This is a genomic window from Pantoea sp. WMus005, from assembly GCF_013415305.1.
Taxonomy (GTDB): domain Bacteria; phylum Pseudomonadota; class Gammaproteobacteria; order Enterobacterales; family Enterobacteriaceae; genus Pantoea; species Pantoea rara.
The window spans coordinates 109,254-131,704 of sequence record NZ_JACBXU010000004.1 but is presented as its reverse complement, the minus strand read 5'-3'; the positions used below and the strand labels follow the sequence as shown (position 1 = coordinate 131,704).

At 55.4% G+C, this 22,451-nt stretch carries 24 protein-coding genes; 17 read left to right on the top strand and 7 right to left on the bottom strand.

The annotated features are described in order from the left end of the window. Positions 1 to 139 precede the first annotated feature (139 nt). A protein-coding gene (gene prfB, locus HZZ01_RS15455) for a peptide chain release factor 2 (RefSeq protein ID WP_179898478.1) occupies positions 140 to 1,238 on the top strand; the annotation gives its coding sequence in 2 pieces (ribosomal slippage) (positions 140 to 214 and positions 216 to 1,238; 1,098 coding nt in all). 2 nt (positions 1,239 to 1,240) lie between these two features. After that, complete coding sequence (gene lysS / locus HZZ01_RS15450) at positions 1,241 to 2,761, top strand: lysine--tRNA ligase (protein ID WP_179898477.1); 1,521 nt, start codon at positions 1,241 to 1,243, stop codon at positions 2,759 to 2,761. A gap of 61 nt (positions 2,762 to 2,822) precedes the next feature. Here the strand turns inward: lysS and HZZ01_RS15445 are convergent, their stop codons facing one another. After that, entirely contained in the window at positions 2,823 to 3,449 is a 627-nt protein-coding gene (locus tag HZZ01_RS15445) for a serine protease (protein WP_179898476.1), read from the bottom strand. Positions 3,450 to 3,810: 361 nt separating this feature from the next. Here HZZ01_RS15445 and HZZ01_RS15440 point away from each other — a divergent pair, with 361 nt between their 5' ends. Beyond that, positions 3,811 to 4,974, top strand: coding sequence for an MFS transporter (locus HZZ01_RS15440; RefSeq protein WP_179898475.1), 1,164 nt, complete (start codon positions 3,811 to 3,813; stop codon positions 4,972 to 4,974). Here the strand turns inward: HZZ01_RS15440 and HZZ01_RS15435 are convergent. Then, positions 4,971 to 5,891 (bottom strand): LysR family transcriptional regulator, encoded by a 921-nt coding sequence (locus tag HZZ01_RS15435; protein ID WP_179898474.1) that lies wholly within the window; start codon positions 5,889 to 5,891, stop codon positions 4,971 to 4,973. The genes HZZ01_RS15440 and HZZ01_RS15435 overlap by 4 nt on opposite strands. A 102-nt stretch (positions 5,892 to 5,993) precedes the next feature. On the opposite strand from HZZ01_RS15435, the gene lysA reads away from it, so the two are divergent. Further along, the gene (lysA, locus tag HZZ01_RS15430; RefSeq protein WP_179898473.1) at positions 5,994 to 7,250 is read left to right on the top strand and encodes a diaminopimelate decarboxylase; all 1,257 of its coding nucleotides are present in this window, start codon (positions 5,994 to 5,996) and stop codon (positions 7,248 to 7,250) included. Between the two features lie 32 nt (positions 7,251 to 7,282). On the opposite strand, the gene HZZ01_RS15425 is transcribed toward lysA, so the two are convergent. Next, positions 7,283 to 7,591 (bottom strand): PTS lactose/cellobiose transporter subunit IIA, encoded by a 309-nt coding sequence (locus HZZ01_RS15425; protein WP_003853971.1) that lies wholly within the window; start codon positions 7,589 to 7,591, stop codon positions 7,283 to 7,285. 178 nt (positions 7,592 to 7,769) lie between these two features. Between HZZ01_RS15425 and HZZ01_RS15420 the strand changes: the two genes are divergently transcribed. The 5 genes from HZZ01_RS15420 (at position 7,770) to HZZ01_RS15400 (ending at position 12,195) form a co-directional block, all read left to right on the top strand. Beyond that, positions 7,770 to 9,119 (top strand): PTS sugar transporter subunit IIC, encoded by a 1,350-nt coding sequence (locus HZZ01_RS15420; protein ID WP_140034077.1) that lies wholly within the window; start codon positions 7,770 to 7,772, stop codon positions 9,117 to 9,119. Continuing rightward, positions 9,116 to 10,543, top strand: coding sequence for a glycoside hydrolase family 1 protein (locus HZZ01_RS15415; protein ID WP_039660749.1), 1,428 nt, complete (start codon positions 9,116 to 9,118; stop codon positions 10,541 to 10,543). The genes HZZ01_RS15420 and HZZ01_RS15415 overlap by 4 nt, the downstream gene beginning before the upstream one ends. Positions 10,544 to 10,558: 15 nt before the next feature. Then, positions 10,559 to 10,876, top strand: a complete 318-nt coding sequence (locus HZZ01_RS15410; protein ID WP_179898472.1) for a PTS sugar transporter subunit IIB — start codon at positions 10,559 to 10,561, stop codon at positions 10,874 to 10,876. 96 nt (positions 10,877 to 10,972) lie between these two features. Beyond that, on the top strand, positions 10,973 to 11,746 hold the full coding sequence (locus HZZ01_RS15405; protein ID WP_003853961.1) for an FCD domain-containing protein: 774 nt from the start codon (positions 10,973 to 10,975) through the stop codon (positions 11,744 to 11,746). Then, positions 11,743 to 12,195, top strand: coding sequence for a GNAT family N-acetyltransferase (locus HZZ01_RS15400; protein ID WP_179898471.1), 453 nt, complete (start codon positions 11,743 to 11,745; stop codon positions 12,193 to 12,195). Before HZZ01_RS15405 ends, HZZ01_RS15400 begins: the two co-directional genes overlap by 4 nt. A gap of 40 nt (positions 12,196 to 12,235) precedes the next feature. Here the strand turns inward: HZZ01_RS15400 and HZZ01_RS15395 are convergent, their stop codons facing one another. The 4 genes from HZZ01_RS15395 to mutH all read right to left on the bottom strand — a co-directional run bounded on the left by HZZ01_RS15395 (position 12,236) and on the right by mutH (position 15,241). Beyond that, the gene (locus HZZ01_RS15395) at positions 12,236 to 13,276 is read right to left on the bottom strand and encodes an NADP(H)-dependent aldo-keto reductase (RefSeq protein WP_179898470.1); all 1,041 of its coding nucleotides are present in this window, start codon (positions 13,274 to 13,276) and stop codon (positions 12,236 to 12,238) included. A gap of 140 nt (positions 13,277 to 13,416) precedes the next feature. Then, entirely contained in the window at positions 13,417 to 13,635 is a 219-nt protein-coding gene (locus HZZ01_RS15390; protein WP_003853956.1) for a YgdI/YgdR family lipoprotein, read from the bottom strand. Between the two features lie 118 nt (positions 13,636 to 13,753). Then, a complete protein-coding gene (locus tag HZZ01_RS15385; RefSeq protein WP_003853954.1) occupies positions 13,754 to 14,464 on the bottom strand; it encodes a TerC family protein in 711 nt (236 codons plus the stop codon). A gap of 99 nt (positions 14,465 to 14,563) precedes the next feature. After that, positions 14,564 to 15,241, bottom strand: a complete 678-nt coding sequence (gene mutH, locus HZZ01_RS15380; protein ID WP_179898469.1) for a DNA mismatch repair endonuclease MutH — start codon at positions 15,239 to 15,241, stop codon at positions 14,564 to 14,566. 683 nt (positions 15,242 to 15,924) lie between these two features. Here mutH and rppH point away from each other — a divergent pair. The 8 genes from rppH to HZZ01_RS15340 all read left to right on the top strand — a co-directional run bounded on the left by rppH (position 15,925) and on the right by HZZ01_RS15340 (position 22,394). After that, positions 15,925 to 16,452 carry an RNA pyrophosphohydrolase gene (rppH, locus tag HZZ01_RS15375; RefSeq protein ID WP_009087042.1) on the top strand — a complete coding sequence of 176 codons (528 nt, stop codon included), beginning with the start codon at positions 15,925 to 15,927 and terminating at the stop codon, positions 16,450 to 16,452. Between the two features lie 12 nt (positions 16,453 to 16,464). After that, the gene (gene ptsP, locus HZZ01_RS15370; RefSeq protein ID WP_179898468.1) at positions 16,465 to 18,711 is read left to right on the top strand and encodes a phosphoenolpyruvate--protein phosphotransferase; all 2,247 of its coding nucleotides are present in this window, start codon (positions 16,465 to 16,467) and stop codon (positions 18,709 to 18,711) included. Positions 18,712 to 18,853: 142 nt separating this feature from the next. Next, positions 18,854 to 19,735: a prolipoprotein diacylglyceryl transferase gene (lgt, locus tag HZZ01_RS15365; protein WP_090966301.1), complete on the top strand. Its 882-nt coding sequence runs from the start codon at positions 18,854 to 18,856 to the stop codon at positions 19,733 to 19,735. Then, a complete protein-coding gene (gene thyA, locus HZZ01_RS15360) occupies positions 19,732 to 20,526 on the top strand; it encodes a thymidylate synthase (protein WP_179898467.1) in 795 nt (264 codons plus the stop codon). Before lgt ends, thyA begins: the two co-directional genes overlap by 4 nt. 186 nt (positions 20,527 to 20,712) lie before the next feature. Continuing rightward, positions 20,713 to 21,183, top strand: coding sequence for a prepilin-type N-terminal cleavage/methylation domain-containing protein (locus HZZ01_RS15355; RefSeq protein WP_179898466.1), 471 nt, complete (start codon positions 20,713 to 20,715; stop codon positions 21,181 to 21,183). After that, positions 21,180 to 21,707, top strand: coding sequence for a prepilin peptidase-dependent protein (locus HZZ01_RS15350; RefSeq protein ID WP_179898691.1), 528 nt, complete (start codon positions 21,180 to 21,182; stop codon positions 21,705 to 21,707). Before HZZ01_RS15355 ends, HZZ01_RS15350 begins: the two co-directional genes overlap by 4 nt. Next, positions 21,704 to 22,108 (top strand): DUF2509 family protein, encoded by a 405-nt coding sequence (locus tag HZZ01_RS15345; RefSeq protein WP_179898465.1) that lies wholly within the window; start codon positions 21,704 to 21,706, stop codon positions 22,106 to 22,108. The genes HZZ01_RS15350 and HZZ01_RS15345 overlap by 4 nt, the downstream gene beginning before the upstream one ends. 46 nt (positions 22,109 to 22,154) lie before the next feature. Further along, positions 22,155 to 22,394: a prepilin-type N-terminal cleavage/methylation domain-containing protein gene (locus HZZ01_RS15340; RefSeq protein WP_179898690.1), complete on the top strand. Its 240-nt coding sequence runs from the start codon at positions 22,155 to 22,157 to the stop codon at positions 22,392 to 22,394. Positions 22,395 to 22,451 lie beyond the last annotated feature (57 nt).

Sequence of the window (22,451 nt, the reverse complement as noted above, 5' to 3'; positions counted from 1 at the left end):
GAAGATGTCGCGCAAATGCGAGCCCTCACGCAACCCCGGCATCAGCCCCCTGTCTCAGCGCTACAATCTGCCGCCAGTTTCGGGTAAACTTGTGCGTTAATTTTCCTGTCCCATCGAACATAAAAAAGACGCTAAAGCCATGTTTGAAATCAACCCGGTCAAAAACCGTATTCAGGACCTCAGTGAGCGCAGCGACGTTCTTCGGGGGTATCTTTGACTACGATGCCAAGAAAGAACGCCTCGAAGAAGTAAACGCCGAGCTGGAACAGCCCGATGTCTGGAACGAACCTGAGCGTGCTCAGGCGCTGGGCAAAGAGCGCTCCTCACTGGAAGCGATCGTGCAGACGCTGGATCAGATGTCGCAGGGCCTGGAAGATGTGCAGGGCCTGCTTGAACTGGCAGTAGAAGCGGAAGACGAAGAGACTTTCAACGAAGCTGTCGTCGAGCTGGATGTCCTTGAGGGCAAGCTGGGCGAACTGGAATTCCGCCGCATGTTCTCTGGCGAGTATGACAGCGCCGACTGCTATATCGATCTGCAGGCAGGTTCCGGCGGCACCGAAGCGCAGGACTGGGCCAGCATGCTGATGCGTATGTATCTGCGCTGGGCTGAAGCCAAAGGCTTTAAAACAGAAATTATCGAAGAGTCTGAAGGTGAAGTTGCGGGCATCAAGTCTGTCACTATTCGCGTGTCAGGCGACTACGCCTTTGGCTGGTTACGCACCGAAACCGGCGTGCATCGCCTTGTGCGTAAGAGCCCGTTTGACTCTGGCGGCCGTCGTCACACCTCATTCAGCTCCGCCTTTATTTATCCGGAAGTGGATGACGATATTGATATCGACATCAACCCAGCCGATCTGCGCATTGACGTTTACCGTGCGTCGGGTGCGGGCGGCCAGCACGTTAACCGGACGGAATCTGCGGTGCGTATTACCCATATTCCAACCGGGACTGTCACCCAGTGTCAGAATGACCGTTCTCAGCACAAGAACAAAGATCAGGCGATGAAGCAGATGAAGGCGAAGCTGTACGAGCTTGAGATGCAGAAGAAAAATGCTGAGAAGCAGGCGCTGGAGGACAACAAGTCCGACATTGGCTGGGGAAGTCAGATCCGTTCTTACGTTCTCGATGATGCACGCATCAAAGATCTGCGCACCGGCGTAGAGACGCGTAACACCCAGGCGGTGCTGGACGGCGATCTGGATCGATTCATTGAAGCTAGTTTAAAAGCAGGGTTATAGACATGTCTGAACAACAACCGCAGAGCGCTGATGCCGCCGTTGAGTTAAATAACGAACTGAAAACGCGCCGGGAAAAGCTGAGTGCGCTGCGTGCCAATGGTCTGGCGTTTCCCAACGACTTCCGTCGTGACAGCCTTTCAAACCAGCTGCTGGAAAGCTATGGCGAGAAGAGCAACGAAGAGCTGGAAGAGGCAGGTATCGAAGTCAGCGTCGCCGGACGTATGATGACCCGTCGTATCATGGGTAAAGCCTCTTTCGTCACCCTGCAGGATGTGGGCGGCCGGATTCAGCTTTACGTTTCGCGTGACGATCTGGCTGAAGGCATCTACAACGAGCAGTTCAAGAAATGGGACCTCGGCGATATCCTCGGCGCGCGTGGCAAACTGTTCAGAACCAAAACCGGCGAACTGTCGATTCACTGTTCAGAACTGCGCCTGCTGACTAAAGCCCTGCGTCCACTGCCGGACAAGTTCCATGGCCTGGCCGATCAGGAAACCCGTTACCGTCAGCGTTACCTTGATCTGATCGCCAACGAAGAATCGCGCAATACCTTCAAAATCCGTTCACAGATCATGGCCGGCATTCGCCAGTTCATGGTGGGCCGCGACTTTATGGAAGTGGAAACCCCGATGATGCAGGTGATCCCGGGCGGAGCCTCTGCACGTCCGTTCATCACCCATCATAATGCGCTGGATATCGACATGTATCTGCGTATTGCACCAGAGCTCTACCTGAAGCGTCTGGTAGTGGGCGGTTTTGATCGCGTGTTCGAGATCAACCGTAACTTCCGCAACGAAGGTATTTCGCCACGCCATAACCCAGAGTTCACCATGATGGAACTCTATATGGCCTATGCGGATTACAAAGATCTGATCGAACTGACCGAAAGCCTGTTCCGTACCCTGGCGCAGGATGTGCTGGGCAGCACGGTCGTGCCTTACGGCGAGCAGGAGTTTGATTTCGGTAAGCCGTTTGAAAAACTGACCATGCGTGAAGCGATCAAGAAATACCGTCCGGAAACGGATCTGGCCGATCTGGAAGACTTTGATAAAGCGGTGGCGATTGCCCAATCCCTGCATATCAAAGTGGAGAAGAGCTGGGGTCTGGGTCGTGTCGTGACCGAAATCTTTGAAGAGACCGCAGAAGCGCATCTGATTCAGCCGACCTTCATCACTGAATATCCGGCTGAAGTCTCTCCGCTGGCCCGTCGTAACGACGAGAACCCGGAAATCACCGATCGCTTTGAGTTCTTCATTGGTGGTCGTGAAATCGGTAACGGCTTCTCTGAGCTGAACGATGCGGAAGATCAGGCTGAGCGTTTCCTGCAGCAGGTGAATGCCAAAGATGCGGGTGACGACGAAGCGATGTTCTACGACGAAGACTATGTCACCGCGCTGGAACATGGTCTGCCGCCAACCGCCGGTCTGGGTATCGGTATTGACCGTATGGTGATGCTGTTTACCAACAGCCACACGATCCGTGATGTGATTCTGTTCCCGGCACTGCGTCCAGGCAGCAAGTAAGCGTCATCAATCAAAAGGCCGGATCTTCCGGCCTTTTTTACCTCTATTCGTTCAGCAGATATCAGGATTTAATCGCCTGATCCAGCCAGCTTTGAAACCGCGCATAGGGCACATAGAGTGCAACGTTCTTATAGAGTGTCTTACCGCTGACATTGTCGTTGATGTTATTGCTGTAGCCAATAATTACGCCCGCCAGCGTATCATCAGAGGCGTTATAGACCGCGCCGCCTGACATCCCTTTGACCACACCCGCATTCGCCGCCACAACGACGCAGTCTGGCTTGTTCCAGCTGTTCGCCAGTGTGGTATTGATCAGGTTTTGCCCGCTGGAACTGACCGGCATGGCCGAAATAAAACTGTAGCCATAAAGATTGACCTGATCGCCGATATGGCTGTTGCGGAAGCTGGGTGGCAAATTCATTTCGCTGTTTTTATGGTAGACCAAGGCCAGATCGCATTCCGGATGCCAGGCTTTGACCCGATAAAGGGAGAACTTCGCAACATGCGCGGCAGTCAGGCTATACTCCGGCGTCAGCGGGATGGTGGTACCAAGCGTGCCTAAACCCAGCACGGTAGGAATGCCGGTCACGGTCATATCAACCCGCTTTTCAGCCTCTTTACTGTACTCATAATGACCCACCGAGCAGCCGGTTAAGCCAAAAACCATTAAGGCTATGAGTCGTTGCATTCTCTCTCCCTGCGTCCGAAGTTCATTACATCACCTGGCAATTAATTAGGGATATATCGGCAACGTTAAGGATTTATTAATTAAATACGCACTAAAAAGCGTAACCGCTTAGCGGGAAATGACAACTGTGTCCTGGGCGTAAGGCCTTTTGGCGGACTATGTGCAGGCAGGTAGTGAGCGGTTTGTTTCAGGAAGAAGGCAGGATTATTGCGGTCGCGGCAATAATCCTTTGCTGTAAGCAGGCTATGTGGCGCATCAGCGCTGTGCTGTAATACTCAACGTGACGCAGATCAAATTTTAATAAACGTCGAGGGGCTGCGTGTCTGCGCGGTTCACCTGCATATGAAACCGGGAGAGTATTATGCCTGTAGCATTAATGGCGCTGGCGTTGAGTGCGTTCGCCATCGGAACCACTGAGTTTGTCATTATGGGATTGCTGCCGGAGGTGGCGCGCGACCTTCAGGTGTCGATTCCGTCGGCGGGCTGGCTGATCAGCGGCTATGCGCTGGGGGTAGCGATTGGTGCGCCGATTATGGCGCTGCTCACCGCCAGATTGCCACGCAAAAAAACGCTGATCCTGCTGATGGTGATCTTTATCGTCGGCAACCTGCTGTGTGCGCTGGCTTACAACTATAACCTGCTGATGCTGGCACGCATCGTTACCGCGCTCTGTCACGGTGCCTTCTTCGGTATTGGCGCGGTGGTGGCCGCCAGTCTGGTCCCTGCCGGTCGACAGGCTTCCGCTGTCGCGCTGATGTTCACCGGGCTCACCTTAGCCAACGTGCTGGGCGTGCCACTGGGAACCAGCTTCGGACAGATGTTTGGCTGGCGTGCCACCTTCTGGGGCGTGGCAGTCATCGGCGTACTGGCGTTTATCGCCTTAATCGTCAGTCTGCCCAACAACAAACAGGAAAAACCGGTTCATCTGGCGAGTGAAATTGGCGCACTGGCTAACGGCAAACTGTGGCTGTCGTTGCTGATGACAGTGTGCTTCGCGGCGGCAATGTTTGCGCTGTTCAGCTACATTGCGCCGCTGCTGTTAGAAGTGACGGGCATCAGCGATCGCGGTGTCAGCTGGACGCTGTTCCTGATTGGTGCGGGTCTGACGGTCGGTAATATTCTCGGCGGTAAACTGGCCGACTGGAAAGTCTCCTTCAGCCTGATCCTCAGCTTCTCACTGATTGCTATCTTCTCGCTGCTGTTTAGCTGGACCAGCCATGCGCTGTGGCTGGCGGAGATCACCCTGTTCCTGTGGGCGATGGCGACCTTTGCAACGGTGCCGGGCCTGCAAATCAACGTGGTGCGTCACGGCAAAGAGGCACCGAACCTGGTCTCAACCCTGAATATTTCGGCGTTTAATGTTGGTAATGCTCTGGGTGCCTGGGTTGGCGGCGCAGTGATTGGTCGGGGTTTCGGCCTGACGGCGGTACCGGTAGCGGCGGCTGCGCTGGCCGTCATTGGTCTGCTGGTCTGCCTGATTACCTTCCGTAAATCGGGCCACGCGGCCACCAGAGTTCGCGCTTAAGCCAGGCGGGCGGTGATTCGTGCCGGAAAGTCAGCCACCTGCTGTTGCAGATGGCTGACAAAGGCATCAACCAGCGCTGAGGCGGGGCGGTGTTGCGGCCTCACCAGGCTGACGGTAAACGGCACCGCTACGCTGAATTTACGCATCACGACACCGCTGTCGGCGTAATCCAGCGCCGTCAGCGGATTCACGATAGAAATCCCTACGCCCGCCCTGACCATCGCGCACACCGAAGCGGCGCTGTGCGTCTCCAGTACCAGCCGCCGTTCGACGCCCTGCTCCTGAAACAACGCATCCAGCAGCTGACGATAGCTGTCGCTGCGCGACAGGCTTACATACTTTTCGCCCGCAAAATCGTTCGGTGTCAGCACCTCACGCTGACTTAAGGGGTGATGCTGCGGCAACACGCACACTTCATCGCAGGTCAACAGGGCAAGGCGCTCAGTTCCGGCCGGCGCGTGCTGGGTCTCGGTTAAGCCGATGTCGTAGCGCTGTGCTGATAGCCACTCCTCCAGCAGCGGTGACTCCTGAGGAATCACATTCAGGCTCACATCCGGGTAGCGCTGTAAAAAGGGCTGACACAGCGGGGGCAGCAGCGACTGCGAAAAAACGGGCAGGCAGGCGATCGATAGCTCGCCCTGACGAAACTGGCGCAGGCCTTCCGCCGCTTCCATGATACGGTCCAGACCGTACCAGGATCGCTGCACCTCTTCAAACAGACGCAATCCCTGCACCGTCGGCTGCAGGCGACCGCGTACCCGCCCGAACAGCTCTAATCCCAGTTGCTGCTCCAGACGGGCCAGCTCCCGACTCACGGTAGGCTGTGAGGTGTGCAGCAGTGTGGCGGCCTGCGTCAGATTGCCGCTGGTCATCACCGCATGAAAAATTTCGATATGCCGCCAGTTAATGTTGGCCACGCCGCTTACCTATATCCATTCTGAATAGATGCTATTAAAACAGATATTTTTCGCTATGACACGATTCTGGCTTAATGCGGTTATCGCCACAGGAGAATTGCTATGCCACGTTCATTACAGAGTACTGAAACCGCACTCAACGTCGTTAATCTGCTGCCACTGGCACGCCGCTATGCCGGGCCATTCTGGGCCTACGACGCGCAGATTATCCAGGCGCGTATTGCTCAGCTGCAGTCGTTTGATGTGGTACGTTTTGCGCAGAAAGCCTGCTCGAATACGCATATCCTGCGGCTGATGCGCGCGGCGGGTGTAAAAGTGGATTCGGTATCGCTGGGCGAGATCGAACGTGCGCTGGCCGCTGGTTATCAGCCCGGCGGTGACGAGATCGTCTTTACCGCCGATCTGTTCGATCAACCTACCCTGGCGCGGGTAACGGCGTTGAAGGTGCCAGTAAATGCCGGTTCGATCGATATGCTGCATCAGCTCGGCGCAGTGTCTCCGGGACACGCGGTGTGGCTGCGGGTCAACCCTGGCTTTGGTCATGGCCACAGTCAGAAAACCAATACTGGCGGCGAAAACAGCAAGCACGGGATCTGGCATGGCGACTTAGCCGAGGCGCTGGCAGCTATTAACCAGCACGGTCTGCAGCTGGTGGGTATTCACATGCATATCGGCTCTGGCGTCGATTATGCGCATCTGCAGCAGGTCTGCGATGCAATGGTTGAACTGGTGATGGCGTCAGGTCAGGACCTGACGGCAATCTCTGCGGGCGGCGGGCTTTCTGTCCCTTATCGCTATGGCGAAGAGGCGATCGATACCCATCACTATTTCGGCCTGTGGGACGCGGCGCGGCAGCGTATCGCTCAGCATCTGGGGCACGCAGTAAAGCTGGAGATCGAACCGGGCCGTTTTCTGGTTGCTGAGGCTGGCGTGCTGGTGTCACAGGTGCGGGCGGTGAAAGCGATGGGAAACCGTCACTTTGTGCTGGTCGATGCCGGTTTCAGCGATCTGATGCGCCCCTCAATGTATGGCAGCTATCACCATATCTCGCTGATGGCGGGCGATGGGCGGGCGATTGATGAGCAGCAGACCCTCGACACGGTAGTCGCTGGCCCGCTGTGTGAATCGGGTGATGTCTTTACCCAGCTGGAGGGCGGCATGGTCGAACCACGCGCGATTCCGGCGGCGAAAGTGGGCGATTATCTGGTGTTCCACGACACCGGCGCATACGGCGCATCCATGTCTTCTAACTACAACAGCCGTCCGCTGATCCCGGAAGTGCTGTTTGACCATGGCCAGCCGCGCGAAATTCGACGTGCACAAACTATCGAGTCGCTGCTGGCACTGGAAATTATCTAATCACCTCGCTCAGGCGGCCCACGTGCCGCCTGTCAGCTATAGATCTCTTTTCGCAGCATGATCAGTTCCTCGGCCAGTTCGCGACACAGCATGGCATTCATCAGATGATCCTGCGCATGTACCAGAATCAGCGTGACCGGTAGTTTTCCGCTTCCTTCGTCTGCGCCAATCAACGCGGTCTGGATTTTATGTGCCGCTTTTGCCGCAGTATCAGAGGCTGCCAGCCCCGCATCAGCCCCGGCCCAGTCGCGTTTGCGCGCGCACTGAATCGCCATCATCGCCGACGAGCGTGCCTCTCCCGCATTGATCAGTAATTCCATCATAGTCTGTTCGTAATCCATAACGCCTCCGCTATTGGTATGCCAAATTGGCCTTTTTAATCATACTGGAATGCCAAAAAACATTTCCGGGAGATTCATCACAGAAAAAAACGCGGGTATTCGTCATTTTGGTATGCCACTAGCAAGGAAGATCATGATGATTACAGGACTACCGATCTTACATCTCTGAGGATTGATCATGTCTTTACAGGACCGCCTTATCGATTCCCTGGGCAGCTTCGCCACCCGCTTTAACAGTTATCGCTACATCATGGCGATTAAAGCCTCGTTCATTACCCTGATGCCGGTAATCATTGTTGGCGCCTTCTCGGTATTGATCTCTAACATGGTGCTGGACAGCAAAAATGGCCTTGCCAGCTTTGCCGCTCTGGCTTTCTTAGCTGACCTCAAGCCCATCACCAGCAGTATCAATTACGCCACGCTCAGCTTTCTTAACATTGGTGCGGTGTTCCTGATTGGTATTGAGCTTGGGCGCATCAACGGTATAAAAACGCTGTTTCCCGGTCTGCTGGCAATCATCTGCTTTATATCGGTGACGCCGACCACCTTACAGATGATGGTCGATGGGCAGATGCATCTGGTCACCGATGTGCTGGCCAAACAATTCTCCGATACCAAGAGCCTGTTTCTCGGCATGTTTATCGCCATTCTGTCGGTAGAGATCTACTGCCGCCTTGAACAGGTTGAGCGGCTGAAAATCAAAATGCCCGACACTGTGCCGCCCAATGTGGCCGCCTCATTCTCTGCGCTTATCCCCTCAATTATTACTGTGACGCTGGTAGCGACCTTTGGCTTTATCTTCCATCGCGTTACCGGCATGTACCTCTACGACGCGGTATACCAGGTGGTTCAGCAGCCGCTGGAGTCGGTGGTGCAGAGTCTGTGGGGCATTCTGATTCTGATGTTCGTTGCCCAGCTGTTCTGGGTGATTGGCATACACGGTAACCAGATGGTGAAACCGATCCGTGAGCCACTGTTGCTGGGCGCAATTCTGGTCAACATGACCGCTTTTGAGCAGGGAAAAGAGGCACCGAACATCATCACCATGCCGTTCTGGGATGTCTATATGAGCATCGGCGGCTCCGGCCTGACCATCGGGCTACTCACTGCCGTAATGCTGGCAACGCGACGCAAAGAGATGCGTGAAATTGCCAAACTGTCGTTCGGCCCAGGCATTTTCAATATCAACGAACCGGTTATATTTGGTATGCCGATTATGCTTAATCCGATTCTGGCTATCCCTTTCATCATCACACCGCTGGTGACAGGTTCTATTGGCTACTTCGCGACGGTGATGGGCTTTGCCGGGAAAGCCGTGGTGATGGTGCCCTGGACCACGCCTCCGATTATCAATGCCTGGCTTTCAACGGCTGGATCGATGGGTGCAGTGGTGACGCAGATCGTCTGCATTCTGGTGTCAGTACTCATCTATCTGCCCTTTGTGAAAGTCGCAGCCCGCCGCGCGGATGCAGCGGAAGCAAAGAGCCTGCAACCTGAGCTGAACCCCAACCGAACGGAGGTGTTATGAGTCGTCAGACTGTCCACATACCTGAGAATTTCATTCTGGGGGCTGCTGCCTCCGCCTGGCAGACGGAAGGCTGGAGCGGAAAAAAGCCGGGCCAGGACTCCTGGCCTGACGCCTGGTATCAGCAGGATCGTCACGTCTGGCACAACGGCTATGGCCCGGCGGTTGCCACTGACTTTATCAATCGCTTTAGTGAAGATGTGGCGCTAATGAAGGCCAGCGGGCTGACCCACTACCGGACTTCCATCAACTGGTCGCGTTTCCTGATCGATTATGAAACCGCCACGGTCGATGAGGAATATGCCGCTTACTATGACCGGCTGATTGATGAAATGCAGCGTCAGGGCATTGAACTGATGCTCTGTCTGGAGCATTACGAGCTGCCAGCCTTGCTGCTTGAGCAATATGGAGGCTGGCAGTCAAAGCATGTGGTTGAACTGTTTATTCGTTATGTCGAACAGGTTTTTAAACGTTATGCCGGTCGGGTCACACGCTGGTTTGTGTTTAATGAGCCCATTGTGGTGCAGACCCGCGTCTATCTCGACGCGCTGCGCTGGCCTTATGAGCAGAACACGCATAAATGGATGCAGTGGAACCACCATAAAAATCTCGCGACTGCCCGGGCAGTGCAGCTGTTCCGCAAGCGTGGCTATGCCGGTCGCATTGGTACCATTCTTAACCCGGAGGTCACCTATCCGCGATCATCCGCCCCGCACGACCAGAAGGCGGCGCATATTTATGACCTGTTCTACAACCGGGTGTTTCTCGACCCCGCGATTAAAGGCGAGTATCCGGCGGAGCTGCTGGCGCTGCTTGATAAGCATCAGATTGAGTGGGAAACCACGCCGGAAGAGCTGGCGATTATTGCTGCCAATACCGTCGATGAGGTCGGCCTTAATCTCTACTATCCCCATCGCGTGAAGGCGCCGTCCCGCGCCTGGCATCCCGAGACGCCCTTTCATCCTGCATGGTATTACGAACACTTTGAACTGCCTGGGCGGCGGATGAATCGTTCGCGCGGCTGGGAAATTCAGCCTGAAATTATCTGGGATATGGCACAACGAATGCGCGATGAGTACGGCAATATCCCGTGGTTTGTGGCGGAAAGCGGTATGGGCATTGAGAACGAAACCCAATTCAAAGATGCCGGTGGGGAAATTCAGGACGATTACCGTATCGCGTTTATCAGCGAACACCTGCATCAGGCGATACGCGCCAGCCAGGCGGGCATTAACTGTCAGGGCTACATGCTGTGGGCGTTTACCGACAACGTCTCACCAATGAATGCCTTTAAAAACCGCTATGGTCTGATCGAAATCGACTTAGATAAGCACCGTCAGCGCCGTATGAAGAAATCTGCCCATTGGTTCCGTACGCTGCGTGACACGCAGCAATTTACCCTGTGGCTTGATGATGAGCCGAAATAACGCGAGGAAACGAGCATGAAACGAATTGTTCTGGCCTGTGCTGCAGGCATGTCGACCTCAATGGTGGTCACGCGGATGGAAAAAGAGGTCGCCGCTCGCGGACTGGCATTTCAGATCTACGCTATTCCGGAGCAAAACCTGCTTGAAGAGCTGCAAAACTACGGCAGCGAGGTGGCGGTGGTGCTGCTCGGGCCACAGGTGCGCTTCAAACTGGAGGAGAACAGAAAACTCACTGACAGCTATCAGTTGCCTATCGCGGTAATCGATACGGTTGCTTACGGTACGCTGAATGGTGCAAAGGTACTCGATCAGGCGCTGGCTTTGATACACTGAGCCCCAGTTTGCGAGCCAGCCTCTCCGGTTCGCGGGCATTGTCGCGCAGGGAACGGCGGCAATGCCGTTAGCGCGTTGATTGCAAAGGGTGAAAGTGTGGACAAAGCCGAAGCGCCGCAAGAAAAAAAGCAGTACCAGGAAATTGGTCAGCACCTGCGTCAGCAGATCAGTGACGGACACTATCCGGTGGGATCGCGCCTGCCGCCTGAACGTCAGTTGGCTGAAACCTGGGGCGTCAGCCGGACCATCGTGCGCGAGGCATTATTGATGCTTGAGCTGGAAGGTACGGTGGATATCCGTCAGAGCTCCGGCGTCTATGTAATGCGTATTCCTTCCGCCAGTGATGATGAAGAAGAGGCTTTTTTCCGCAGCGACGTAGGCCCGTTTGAAATGCTACAGGCGCGTCAGTTGCTGGAGAGCAATATTGCCGCCTTTGCCGCAAAAATGGCGACTAAAGCGGACATTGAAAATCTGCGACGTACGCTGGAACAGGAGCAACGTGCCATCGCCGCCAACGACAGCAGTCAGGATAACGACAAATTGTTTCATCTGCTGCTGGCGGGTGCGAGTCAGAATCAGATGCTGCTCGATACCGTTACCAGTATCTGGCGGCATCACGACAGCAGCCCGCTCTGGCAGCAGCTGCGCCCGCAGTTTGAAACCCGCGCCTATCGCCTGAAGTGGCTCGGCGATCACCAGACTATCCTGGCTGCTCTGCGTCGGCGCGATGTGATGGGGGCCTGGCAGTCGACCTGGCAGCACCTTGAAAATGTCAAAAATACGCTGCTGGAGCTTTCCGACGCCGATGCGCCTGATTTTGATGGCTACCTGTTTGATTCAGTCCCGATCTTTCAGGGGAAACTGATGTGATTGAGATTGTCTCGCTCAGTGATGCCCCACAGTTTGCCGATCAGATTATTGACTGGCAGTGGCGCGCATTTGGTGAAGCCAGTAGCCACGCGTTCTTTGCCAGTGTGGTGAACAGCAGCCTTAACGGTGCTGACTTCCCCGTAACCTTTGTCGCTCTGGTGGCGGGCAGGGCGGTCGGCACCGTAGGATTCTGGCGCTGCGACCTGATCAGCCGTCAGGATCTTTTCCCGTGGCTGGCGGCGCTGTATGTTGATGATTCATCGCGCGGCAAAGGTGTCAGTGAGGCGCTGCAGCAGCATGTCATTGCTTATGCACAGGCGCGGGGCTATCCACGGTTGTGGTTATGGTCAACGTTTGGGGGCTACTACGAACGTTATGGCTGGCTGCCACAGGGCGAAGCGCTGGAGTATCCCGATAAACCGGTAAAACTCTATTATCGCGACCTGTAAGAGAGGCCAGCCGCCACCGCGGCAGCTGGCAAAGGCGCACTTATGGTGCCGGGTAGGTATAACGACGGTGGATCGCCTCAATGCCTTCCAGAATCTCAGCGTTTAAGGTCAGATTGAAACTGTCGATATTGACCTGCAACTGCTCAAGCGTGGTGGCACCCAGCAGCGTACTGGCCACAAACGGCTGCTGACGCACATAGGCCAGTGCCATCTGCGCCGGGTCGATCTGATGCTGTTGAGCCAGCGCCACATATTCGGCAATCGCCTTTTGTGACTGCTCGCCGCTGTAGCGGGTAAAGCGGCTGAACAGCGTGTTGCGTGCGCCCGCAGGCTGCGCGCCATTCAGGTATTTGCCGCTCAGCGTACCAAATGCCAGGCTGGAATACGCCAGCAACTCTACGCCTTCATGCTGGCTGATTTCGGCCAGACCCACTTCGAAGCTGCGGTTCAGCAGGCTGTAGGGATTCTGAATGCTGACGATGCGCGGCAGTTCATGCTTCTCTGCCAGCTGCAGATAACGCATCACACCCCACGCGGTTTCGTTCGACACCCCGATGTAGCGGATCTTACCGGCACGCACCTGTTCGGCCAGTGCTTCGAGCGTCTCCAGCAGCGTCACCTGAGCGGTGGTCTCGCTGTACTGATAGCCGAGTTTGCCGAAGTAGTTGGTCTGACGCTGCGGCCAGTGCAACTGGTAGAGGTCAAGGTAATCGGTGTTCAGACGTTTCAGGCTGGCATCAAGTGCGGCGCGGATGTTTTTACGGTCCAGCGCCATATCCGGGCGGATCGACGCATCATTGCCGCGCGACGGTCCGGCCACTTTACTGGCCAGAATGATTTTGTCACGACTGCCGCGCTGTTTGAGCCAGCTGCCAATATAGTGTTCGGTCAGACCCTGGGTTTCCGGGCGCGGAGGCACCGGATACATCTCGGCAGTATCAATAAAGTTGATGCCGGAACGGAGTGCTAAATCCAGTTGAGCATGCGCGTCGGCTTCGCTGTTCTGTTCGCCAAACGTCATGGTGCCCAATCCCAGCTGACTCACTTCCAGCGTGCTGTGAGGAATACGATGATAGTGCATTGCCAGCTTCCTTTTCTTTATGGAATGGAATGTTGTGTTCTCAGGGACTATAGCGCGAGCAATGGCGGGGAAGGAAGGGGGAAAAGTCGGGGAAATCACCTGCCAGCGGGGAATCGGTGGCAGGAGATTAAATCGGGCAATTAACGTTCAATGATCGTTGAGACCTCATCGCTGTTAATCTGCACCATATGACCCGTCTGGTCAGTGTACTCCACCAGGCCGGTCTCTTTATCAATGCTCGGCTTGCCTTCGGTCATGATCATCCGGCCATCTTTGGTCGCCATGACATAATCAGAACTGCATCCACTTAAGAATGCGGCGGTTACCATCACCAGTGCTACTCCTGCCAACCCTTTCATCACGCCTTATCCTCACAAATGGTCAAGTGCAAACAGTGTAGTAATAAATGGTTTTGCCGGCAGGGTTAATCGCAGAAATCTGAAAGTTACGGGGCGAGCAGGCTCGCCCTTGACTTTATCAGGCGTGTTTTTTCTTACTGCGCATCAGGTTAAGGCACTCAACCGCCATCGAGAAGAACATCGCGAAATAAATGTAACCTTTTGGTACATGGACCGCAAAACTCTCCAGAATCAGGGTAAAACCGACCAGGATCAGGAAAGAGAGCGCCAGCATTTTCACCGATGGGTGACGTTCAACAAACTCACCAATGGCGCGTGCGGCGAACATCATCATCAGCACCGCAATTACAACGGCCGCCATCATAATGAACAGATGATCGGAGAGGCCGATAGCGGTGATGACCGAGTCAAGGCTGAAAATAATGTCGAGCATCATGATCTGCACAATCGCGCCGAGGAACGAATGGACGCGGGTGTTGTGCTCGCCTTCGCTGCCTTCGATCGTTTCATGGATCTCCATGCTCGATTTCCACAGCAGGAACAGTCCACCAAACAGCAGAATCAGATCGCGCGCCGAAAACGCATGATCCATCAGCGTAAACAGCGGGTTAGTCAGACGGGCAACCCACGCGATAGAGGCCAGCAGGCCAAGACGCATCAGCATCGCGCCCATCAGACCAATGCGACGTGCGCTGGCTTGCTGGTGCTTTGGCAGTTTAGCGACCACCAGCGACAGGAAAATGATGTTATCAATACCCAGCACCACTTCAAGGATGGTCAGGGTGCCCAGCGCCAGCCAGGCGTTGGGATCAGAAATCCACTCAAACATACCGACATTCAATCCTAAACGAAAAGTAAACGGCGATTATACGCATTCAATCCGCCGATCTCCCATAAAATTCCGAACTGACGGCGTGCGTGGTGACATTCAGAGGAGAAAATGACGTGCCAGCAGTGGCCCGGTGAAGCTCTTCTTGAGGTAGAAACCGCGCGGCAGGGTCATGATTGGCTGGCCCTGATCGCCGATGCCCTCTGTCAGCGCCTTACTGTTGGCGGCTTTAGGGCGGATCTGCAGCCAGGCGCCATGTCGTGCGGTAATCTGCTCAACGCGTCCCAGCACAATCATATCCATCAGCTCTTCCCAGTCCTGACGCAGCATCTCATCTTCTTCTGTGTTCGGAGTCCATAACAGCGGCGCGCCAACACGGCGTTCCCGCAGCGGAATCTCACGCCCGCCTTCAACCGGGATCCACAACACCCGCGCCAGCTTGTGACGCACATGGCTGGTGAGCCAGGTGACGCCGCTGTTGCCGGTCAGCGGTGCGACGCAGACAAAGGTGGTTTCCAGCGGTTTACCCTGCGCATCAATTGGGATGGTTTTCAGTTCGATACCCAGATGAGCAAAATCCTGTTCCGCTTTGCTGCCCGCGCTGGCACCCAGATGCCATTCCAGCAGCATGCCGACCCAGCCTTTATCGCGTTTAAGATCCGCAGGCATGGCCAGACCGGCGCGGGCGGCCAGCGTTTCCAGCGTCAATCCGGCTAAATCATGCGCGCGTGCCAGCAGGCTGGCCTCATCTTCAGGTGGTCCTGGCAGGTAACTCATGTTGATGACTCGCAGTGATTAAAATTTGTACAGTGGCGGCCGGGTTTATCTTTTCGCTAAAATAAACCGCGTCACGGATCGATAATAACATGATTGATCATGCTTTTTTTAGCGCATCTCCTGCTCAACATCTGCGGACAGTCAGGGTTATCCCAGCTTACCCGCAACAATGAACAGGATCTCCAGCCCGGTTATCCACAGAAAAATGGGATAACACTGTTTCTGTGCAGTACTGGTTCCATTTACAGCCTTGACTTTTCACGATATGAGCATAATTTCGCCTCTCTGGCCTAACCCTGAGCGATTAACTGTGGATAAAAAGCAGTGTGCTTATATTTTAATCGATTGTCAGTTGTCGCGAACATATTGCCGTTTTATGAAAGTTTTATGGTTGGTCATAAAGATTTAATTTTGTTTAAATTCATAGTGATAAGGTAATAATGCTTTTCAGTCCGCAGGCGGCCCCTGAAAATGTTATTCAGTTAACTCCCGCGTTCTGCACAAAGCTATCCACAGAAAACGTGAATAAGATCGATTTTTTTCGCGGTCTTTGTTTATAACTTTGCCCTTTTCTGTGAGTTATCCCAGCTTTGATGAGCTGATACCCCATGAATCCAGTGGTTTACCGCCTGTAAGGAGTGTGAAACAATCAGCGCATTCAAATTTTGCTTTGAGGTAGTCCGGTGATCGATGATGATGGCTACCGCCCGAATGTTGGTATCGTAATCTGTAACCGGCAGGGACAAGTGTTATGGGCCAGGCGCTTTGGACAGCACTCCTGGCAATTTCCTCAGGGAGGCATCAATCCCGGTGAAACCGCAGAGCAGGCGATGTATCGCGAACTGTTCGAAGAGGTCGGCTTACACCGGAAAGATGTTCGAATACTTGCCTCTACCCGCAACTGGTTGCGTTACAAGTTGCCAAAACGTTTGGTGCGTTGGGACACAAAGCCGGTATGTATCGGCCAGAAACAAAAGTGGTTTCTTCTGCAGTTAATGTGTAATGACGCGGATATCAATGTGCAGCACAGCAGTACGCCGGAATTTGACGGCTGGCGCTGGGTCAGTTTCTGGTATCCGGTGCGTCAGGTTGTCTCCTTTAAGCGCGACGTTTATCGTCGGGTAATGAAGGAATTCGCTGGCGTGGTGATGTCTATGCAGGAGAGTGCGGGGCAGCGAAATAATCCTGCCCATCGACGTAAGAGAGGATAGGCCACGCCCTTTATGCTCACTCAGTTGCGCGAAATTGTAGAAAAAGTGGCGAGTGCGCCGCGTCTCAATGAAGCACTCGACATCCTGGTCAATGAGATCTGTCTGGCGATGGATACGGAAGTCTGTTCCGTTTATCTCGCCGACCAGGACCGTCGCTGCTATTACCTGATGGCGACGCGCGGACTCAAAAAACCGCGTGGCCGCACCGTAACGCTGGCTTTTGACGAGGGTATCGTTGGTTTAGTGGGCCGTCTGGCTGAACCGATCAACCTTGCTGACGCCCAGAGTCACCCCAGCTTTAAATATATCCCCGCAGTAAAAGAGGAGCGCTATCGCTCCTTCCTCGGCGTGCCGGTGATTAGCCGTCGTCAGCTCCTTGGCGTGCTGGTCGTGCAGCAGCGCGAACACCGTCAGTTTGATGAAAGCGAAGAGTCATTCCTGGTCACGCTGGCTACCCAGATGGCGGCGCTGCTGTCGCAATCTCAGATGGGTCAGCTGTTTGGTCAGTTCCGCCAGACGCGGGTGCGCGCGATTGCAGCGGCACCTGGCGTCGCGGTGGCGCCGGGCTGGGTCGATGAGACGCAGCCTCTGCTCGATCAGGTATCGGCCGCCTCAACGCTGGATGTTCAGCGTGAACGTGAGCGTCTGTCGCTCGCGATGAGCGAAGCAACCAATGAATTTCGCCGTTTCAGCAAACGTTTCAGCGCCAGCGCACAGAAAGAGAGCGCGGCCATTTTCGATCTCTACTCGCACCTGTTAACCGATGCCCGTCTGAAGAAAGATCTGTTCGATGAGATCGAGCGTGGATCGGTCGCTGAATGGGCGGTAAAACAGGTGATCGAGAAGTTTGCTGAACAGTTCGCCAGCCTGACGGATAATTACCTGCGTGAACGCGCGGGTGATCTGCGGGTACTGGGCCAGCGTCTGCTGTTCCACCTCGATGACACGCTGGTCGGCACGAACGCCTGGCCGGAACGCTTTGTGCTGGTGGCCGATGAACTTACTGCCACCACCTTAGCGGAGCTGCCGCAGGAGCGGCTGGCTGGCGTGGTAGTGCGTGACGGTGCAGCCAACTCCCATGCGGCGATCCTGACCCGCGCGATGGGGATCCCGACAGTCATGGGCGCTGACATCCAGCCTCATCAGCTCAACAAACGGCTGCTGATTGTCGACGGTTATCGCGGTGAGCTGCTGATCGATCCTGAGCCGGTACTGGTGCAGGAGTATCAGCGGCTGATCAGCGAAGAGAACGCGCTGAGTAAAATGGCGGAAGGCGCAGTCGATCAGCCAGGTGAGCTGAAAAGTGGCGAACGCGTGCAGGTGATGCTGAATGCCGGACTAAGCCCGGAGCATGAGCAGGCACTTGGCAGCTGGGTGGATGGCATCGGCCTCTACCGCACCGAAATCCCGTTTATGTTGCAGAACGGCTTCCCGTCCGAAGAGGAGCAGGTGGCACAGTATCAGGGCATGCTGCAGCTGTTTCGCAACAAACCGGTCACGCTGCGAACGCTGGATGTGGGGGCTGATAAGCAGCTGCCTTACATGCCGATTAGTGAAGAGAACCCCTGTCTGGGCTGGCGCGGCATTCGTCTGACGCTGGATCAGCCGGAAATTTTCCTGGTGCAGGTACGCGCGATGCTGCGTGCCAACGCCGCGTCCGGCAACCTCAGCATTCTGCTGCCTATGATCAGCCATATCGACGAGATCGATGACGCAAAACAGCTGATCGATCGCGCCGGACGCGAAGTGGAAGAGATGCTGGGCTTCCCGATTCCCAGGCCGCGCATTGGTATCATGATAGAAGTGCCGTCGATGCTGTTTATGATCCCGCATCTGGCGTCACGGGTCGATTTTGTTTCGGTCGGCACCAACGATCTGACGCAGTATCTGCTGGCGGTGGACCGTAACAACACCCGCGTCGCTAACCTATATGACTCACTGCATCCGGCGATGCTACGCGCGCTGAATGCAATTGCGCAGGAAGCCCGCCTGGCCAATCTGGAATTGTGCCTGTGTGGTGAAATGGCGGGTGATCCAATGTGCGTCGCACTGCTGGTCGGCCTGGGGTATCACCATCTCAGCATGAACGGTAAAAATGTCCCGCGCGTCAAATACCTGCTGCGGCATCTGGATCACGAAGAAGCGCAGAAGCTCAGCGAGAGGGCGATGAATGCCCACACTGCCACTGAAGTTCGCCATCAGGTTTCGGCCTTTATGGAGCGGCGTGGTCTGGGTGGGCTGATCCGCGGCGGTCGCTAACTGCCTGGCCCGTCAGACCAGATGGGTTATCCGCGTTTACATTTGCAAGACAATTCAGAAAACCGGCTGTGCTATTATGCGCAGCCTTAATTTATGTGCCTGACAACGCCCCTTTTCAGGGTTGAAAAATAGACGGTGAATGATGAATAACGGCTATATTGCATTTCCGCAGTTCGATCCGGTGATCTTCTCGATCGGACCGGTTTCGCTTCACTGGTACGGTCTGATGTATCTGGTGGGCTTTGTTTTCGCCATGTGGCTGGCTGTGCGTCGTGCAAATCAGCCTGGCAGCGGCTGGAAAAAAGAAGAAGTTGAGAACCTGCTTTACGCCGGTTTCCTGGGGGTATTCCTGGGCGGCCGTATCGGCTATGTCCTGTTCTACAACTTACCGCTGTTCCTGGAAAATCCGCTCTACCTGTTCAAAGTCTGGGATGGCGGCATGTCATTCCACGGTGGCCTGATCGGGGTCATTGTGGTGATGCTGGTCTTTGCCCGCCGTACTAAGCGCCATTTCTTCCAGGTCGCGGATTTCATTGCGCCGCTGATCCCGTTTGGTCTGGGTGCCGGTCGTCTCGGTAACTTCATTAACGGCGAGCTCTGGGGCCGTGTCGATCCGGGCTTCCGCTACGCCATGCTGTTCCCAGGCTCCCGCAGCGAAGATGTCGCGCTGGCCGCCACGAATCCGCAATATCAGGAACTGCTCAACACCTATGGCGTGCTGCCACGTCATCCTTCACAGCTTTACGAACTGGCGCTGGAAGGGGTGGTGCTGTTCATCATCCTGAACCTGTTTATTCGCAAGCCACGCCCGATGGGCAGCGTTTCTGGCCTGTTCCTGATCGGCTATGGTGCTTTCCGTATTATCGTTGAGTTCTTCCGCCAGCCGGATGCTCAGCTTGGCCTGTTTGAAGGCGGCATCAGTATGGGACAGATCCTCTCTGTGCCGATGATTGTTGCCGGTATTATTATGATGATCTGGGCGTATCGTCGTCGTCCGCAGCCACAATTTCGCGAGGAAAAATGAAACAGTATCTGGATTTAATGCAACACGTGCTGCACGAAGGCACACCAAAAGCTGACCGTACCGGCACCGGTACGCTTTCAATTTTTGGTCACCAGATGCGTTTCAATCTGCAGGATGGTTTTCCGCTGGTCACTACCAAGAAATGTCACATCCGCTCCATTATTCATGAGCTGCTGTGGTTCCTGAAAGGTGATACCAACATCGGTTATCTCAAGGAAAACAACGTCTCAATCTGGGATGAGTGGGCAGATGAGAAGGGCGATCTCGGTCCGGTGTATGGCAAGCAGTGGCGCAGCTGGGGAACGGCCAGCGGTCAGGAGATCGACCAGTTAAGTCAGGTGATGGAGCAGCTGAAGCGCGATCCGGACTCTCGCCGGATTATCGTTTCTGCCTGGAACGTCGGCGAACTCAGCGAGATGGCGCTGGCTCCGTGTCATGCGTTTTTCCAGTTCTACGTGGCCGATGGCAAGCTCTCCTGCCAGCTTTATCAGCGCTCGTGTGACATCTTCCTGGGCCTGCCGTTTAACATCGCCAGCTATGCGCTGCTGGTGCATATGGTGGCGCAGCAGTGCGATCTGCAGGTGGGTGACTTCGTCTGGACCGGTGGTGATACGCACCTCTACAGCAACCATCTGGAGCAGGCGCGCCTGCAGCTGACCCGCGAGCCGCGTCCGCTGCCATCACTTGTTATCAAACGCAAACCGGCGTCACTGTTTGACTACGAGTTCGACGATTTTGAGATTCAAGGCTACGATCCGCATCCTGCGATCAAAGCCCCTGTCGCTATCTGATTCGCGATAAAGATAACGCCCTGGCAACGTCGCCAGGGCTTTTTTTTGCCTGCACAACGGTCAGTCTGCGGCACCGCTCGCACGCTTCTGACATTGCCTGAGCATAAGAAATATTCTCTGCGGCACGCTTTCCAGACTGACATCACTTACCTTGTTTCGCCTCTCTTTAACCCGCACGCTGACGCCATGAAAACAGCACACTTACGGGGTTTTACCCTGCCGGAGCTGCTGCTGGTGATGGTGATTGCCGGCTTGCTCAGTCTTGCTGCGCTGCACGGCTGGCAGCGCTGGCACCAGCGGCAGCAACTGCGCGACAGCGCTCAGCAATTGCAGGGATTCCTGCTACGCCTGCGCGCCCAGGCCAACCGGCAAAATAGCGACCTGGTTTTATGGTCACAGCCTGACGATCCCTGGTGCATCGGTGCCGGAAGTCGCCCCGTTGCCGGTTGTGGTCACGGGAAACGGCTGCATTTCATCGCGCCGTACCCGGGGGTTGTACTTTATGGCATCCGGGGGGATCCGGGTTTTTATGGCCGCCGCAATGTGGCTAAAGCGGGCAGTATTGAACTGGGGAATAGCGCCGGACGCATGCGGCTGATTATCTCGGCCAGAGCCCGGATTCGTCTCTGCATGACAGATGAAGAGACGTGCCGTTGAAAAGTGAGGGATTCAGCCTGCTGGAGATGCTAATCGCCATGGCAATCAGCGCGGTGCTCATGCTCAGTGCGGGCCGTTTTCTGCCGTTGCTGCTGGCTGAAAACGCTGGCGTGCTGCAACGGGCGCAGCTGCGGCAGGAGTTACAGCAGATGATGGCGACACTGGAAAAGGCGGTGCGACGGGCGGGTTACTGTCACGGTGCGTGTGGGAGTGGCGCACTGAAAATCAGTGAGAATTGCCTGCTGCTGCGCTGGGACGAGAACAGCAACGGTAAATGGGAAGCGGTAAGCCATGCAGAGAGTGACTACTACGGTTATCGCCTGCGACAGAAGCAGCTTGAGATGCAGCGTGGTGTTGACCAGTGTCAGTCAGCGGGCTGGGAGCGACTCTCCGATCCCGCGTTCATGACGCTTGAGCAGTTCAGCGTCAGCCAGCAGGGCGGCCAGGTAAGAATAGTGCTGCAGGGGCAGGCCGGTCACTGGCTTGAAACCGTGGAGAGCTGGGTTGAGGGAGAAAACCTGTGAAGCAGCAAGGCAGCAGCGCCCTGGGCATGGTGTTGATGATAATGGTCATCGGCAGCTTTACGCTGCATGCCAGCCGAAAGATGTCAGAGCAGGGAATGCGGCTTCTGGCCGATGAACAGCAGTTTTTGCAGGATTTCTGGCGGGCGCAGTCGGCACTGCAATGGGGCTTATCCCTGAACTGGCCTGTCACTGAGGCGGCCAGCTGTCAGCAGGATAATCACCAGGGCTGGCGCAGCTGCTTACAGCGAGGTGAAAAGGATGAAGGACTGCTTAAAGGTGAGGCGAGCGGCAGTGGTATGGCTGTCTGGCATTGGGTCCGCTTTCGGGGTAATCAAATTACTGCGCTGCCGCACGGCTGGATCGACTACTGCCCGCTCACGCCTCCGGCAGCCTGTTTGTAAGTGCGGTGGATTCAGCTTGCCGGAAGTGTTGTTTGCTCTGCTGTTAATGGCATTAAGCAGCAGCACCCTGTTGCACTATCATCGCGCACTGGCAGTGGGATTCAGCCAGCAGTGGTATCAGCGTGAGGCATGGCGGGTTGCTGAGCAGCGTCTGGCAGGGCATGAAGTAATAGGGTGGAAATCCACGCTGCAACAGCAGAGCGGCCCCTCAGGCTGCACCCTGGAGCGGGCTGAAGTAACGGGCCCCTGGCAGCGTAGTGCCACCCTGACACGACTGCGCTGTTAAACGCCACGGGTCGCCCTTTTGATGGGTTTCAACCGCGATACGCGGTAAAGTGGCAGA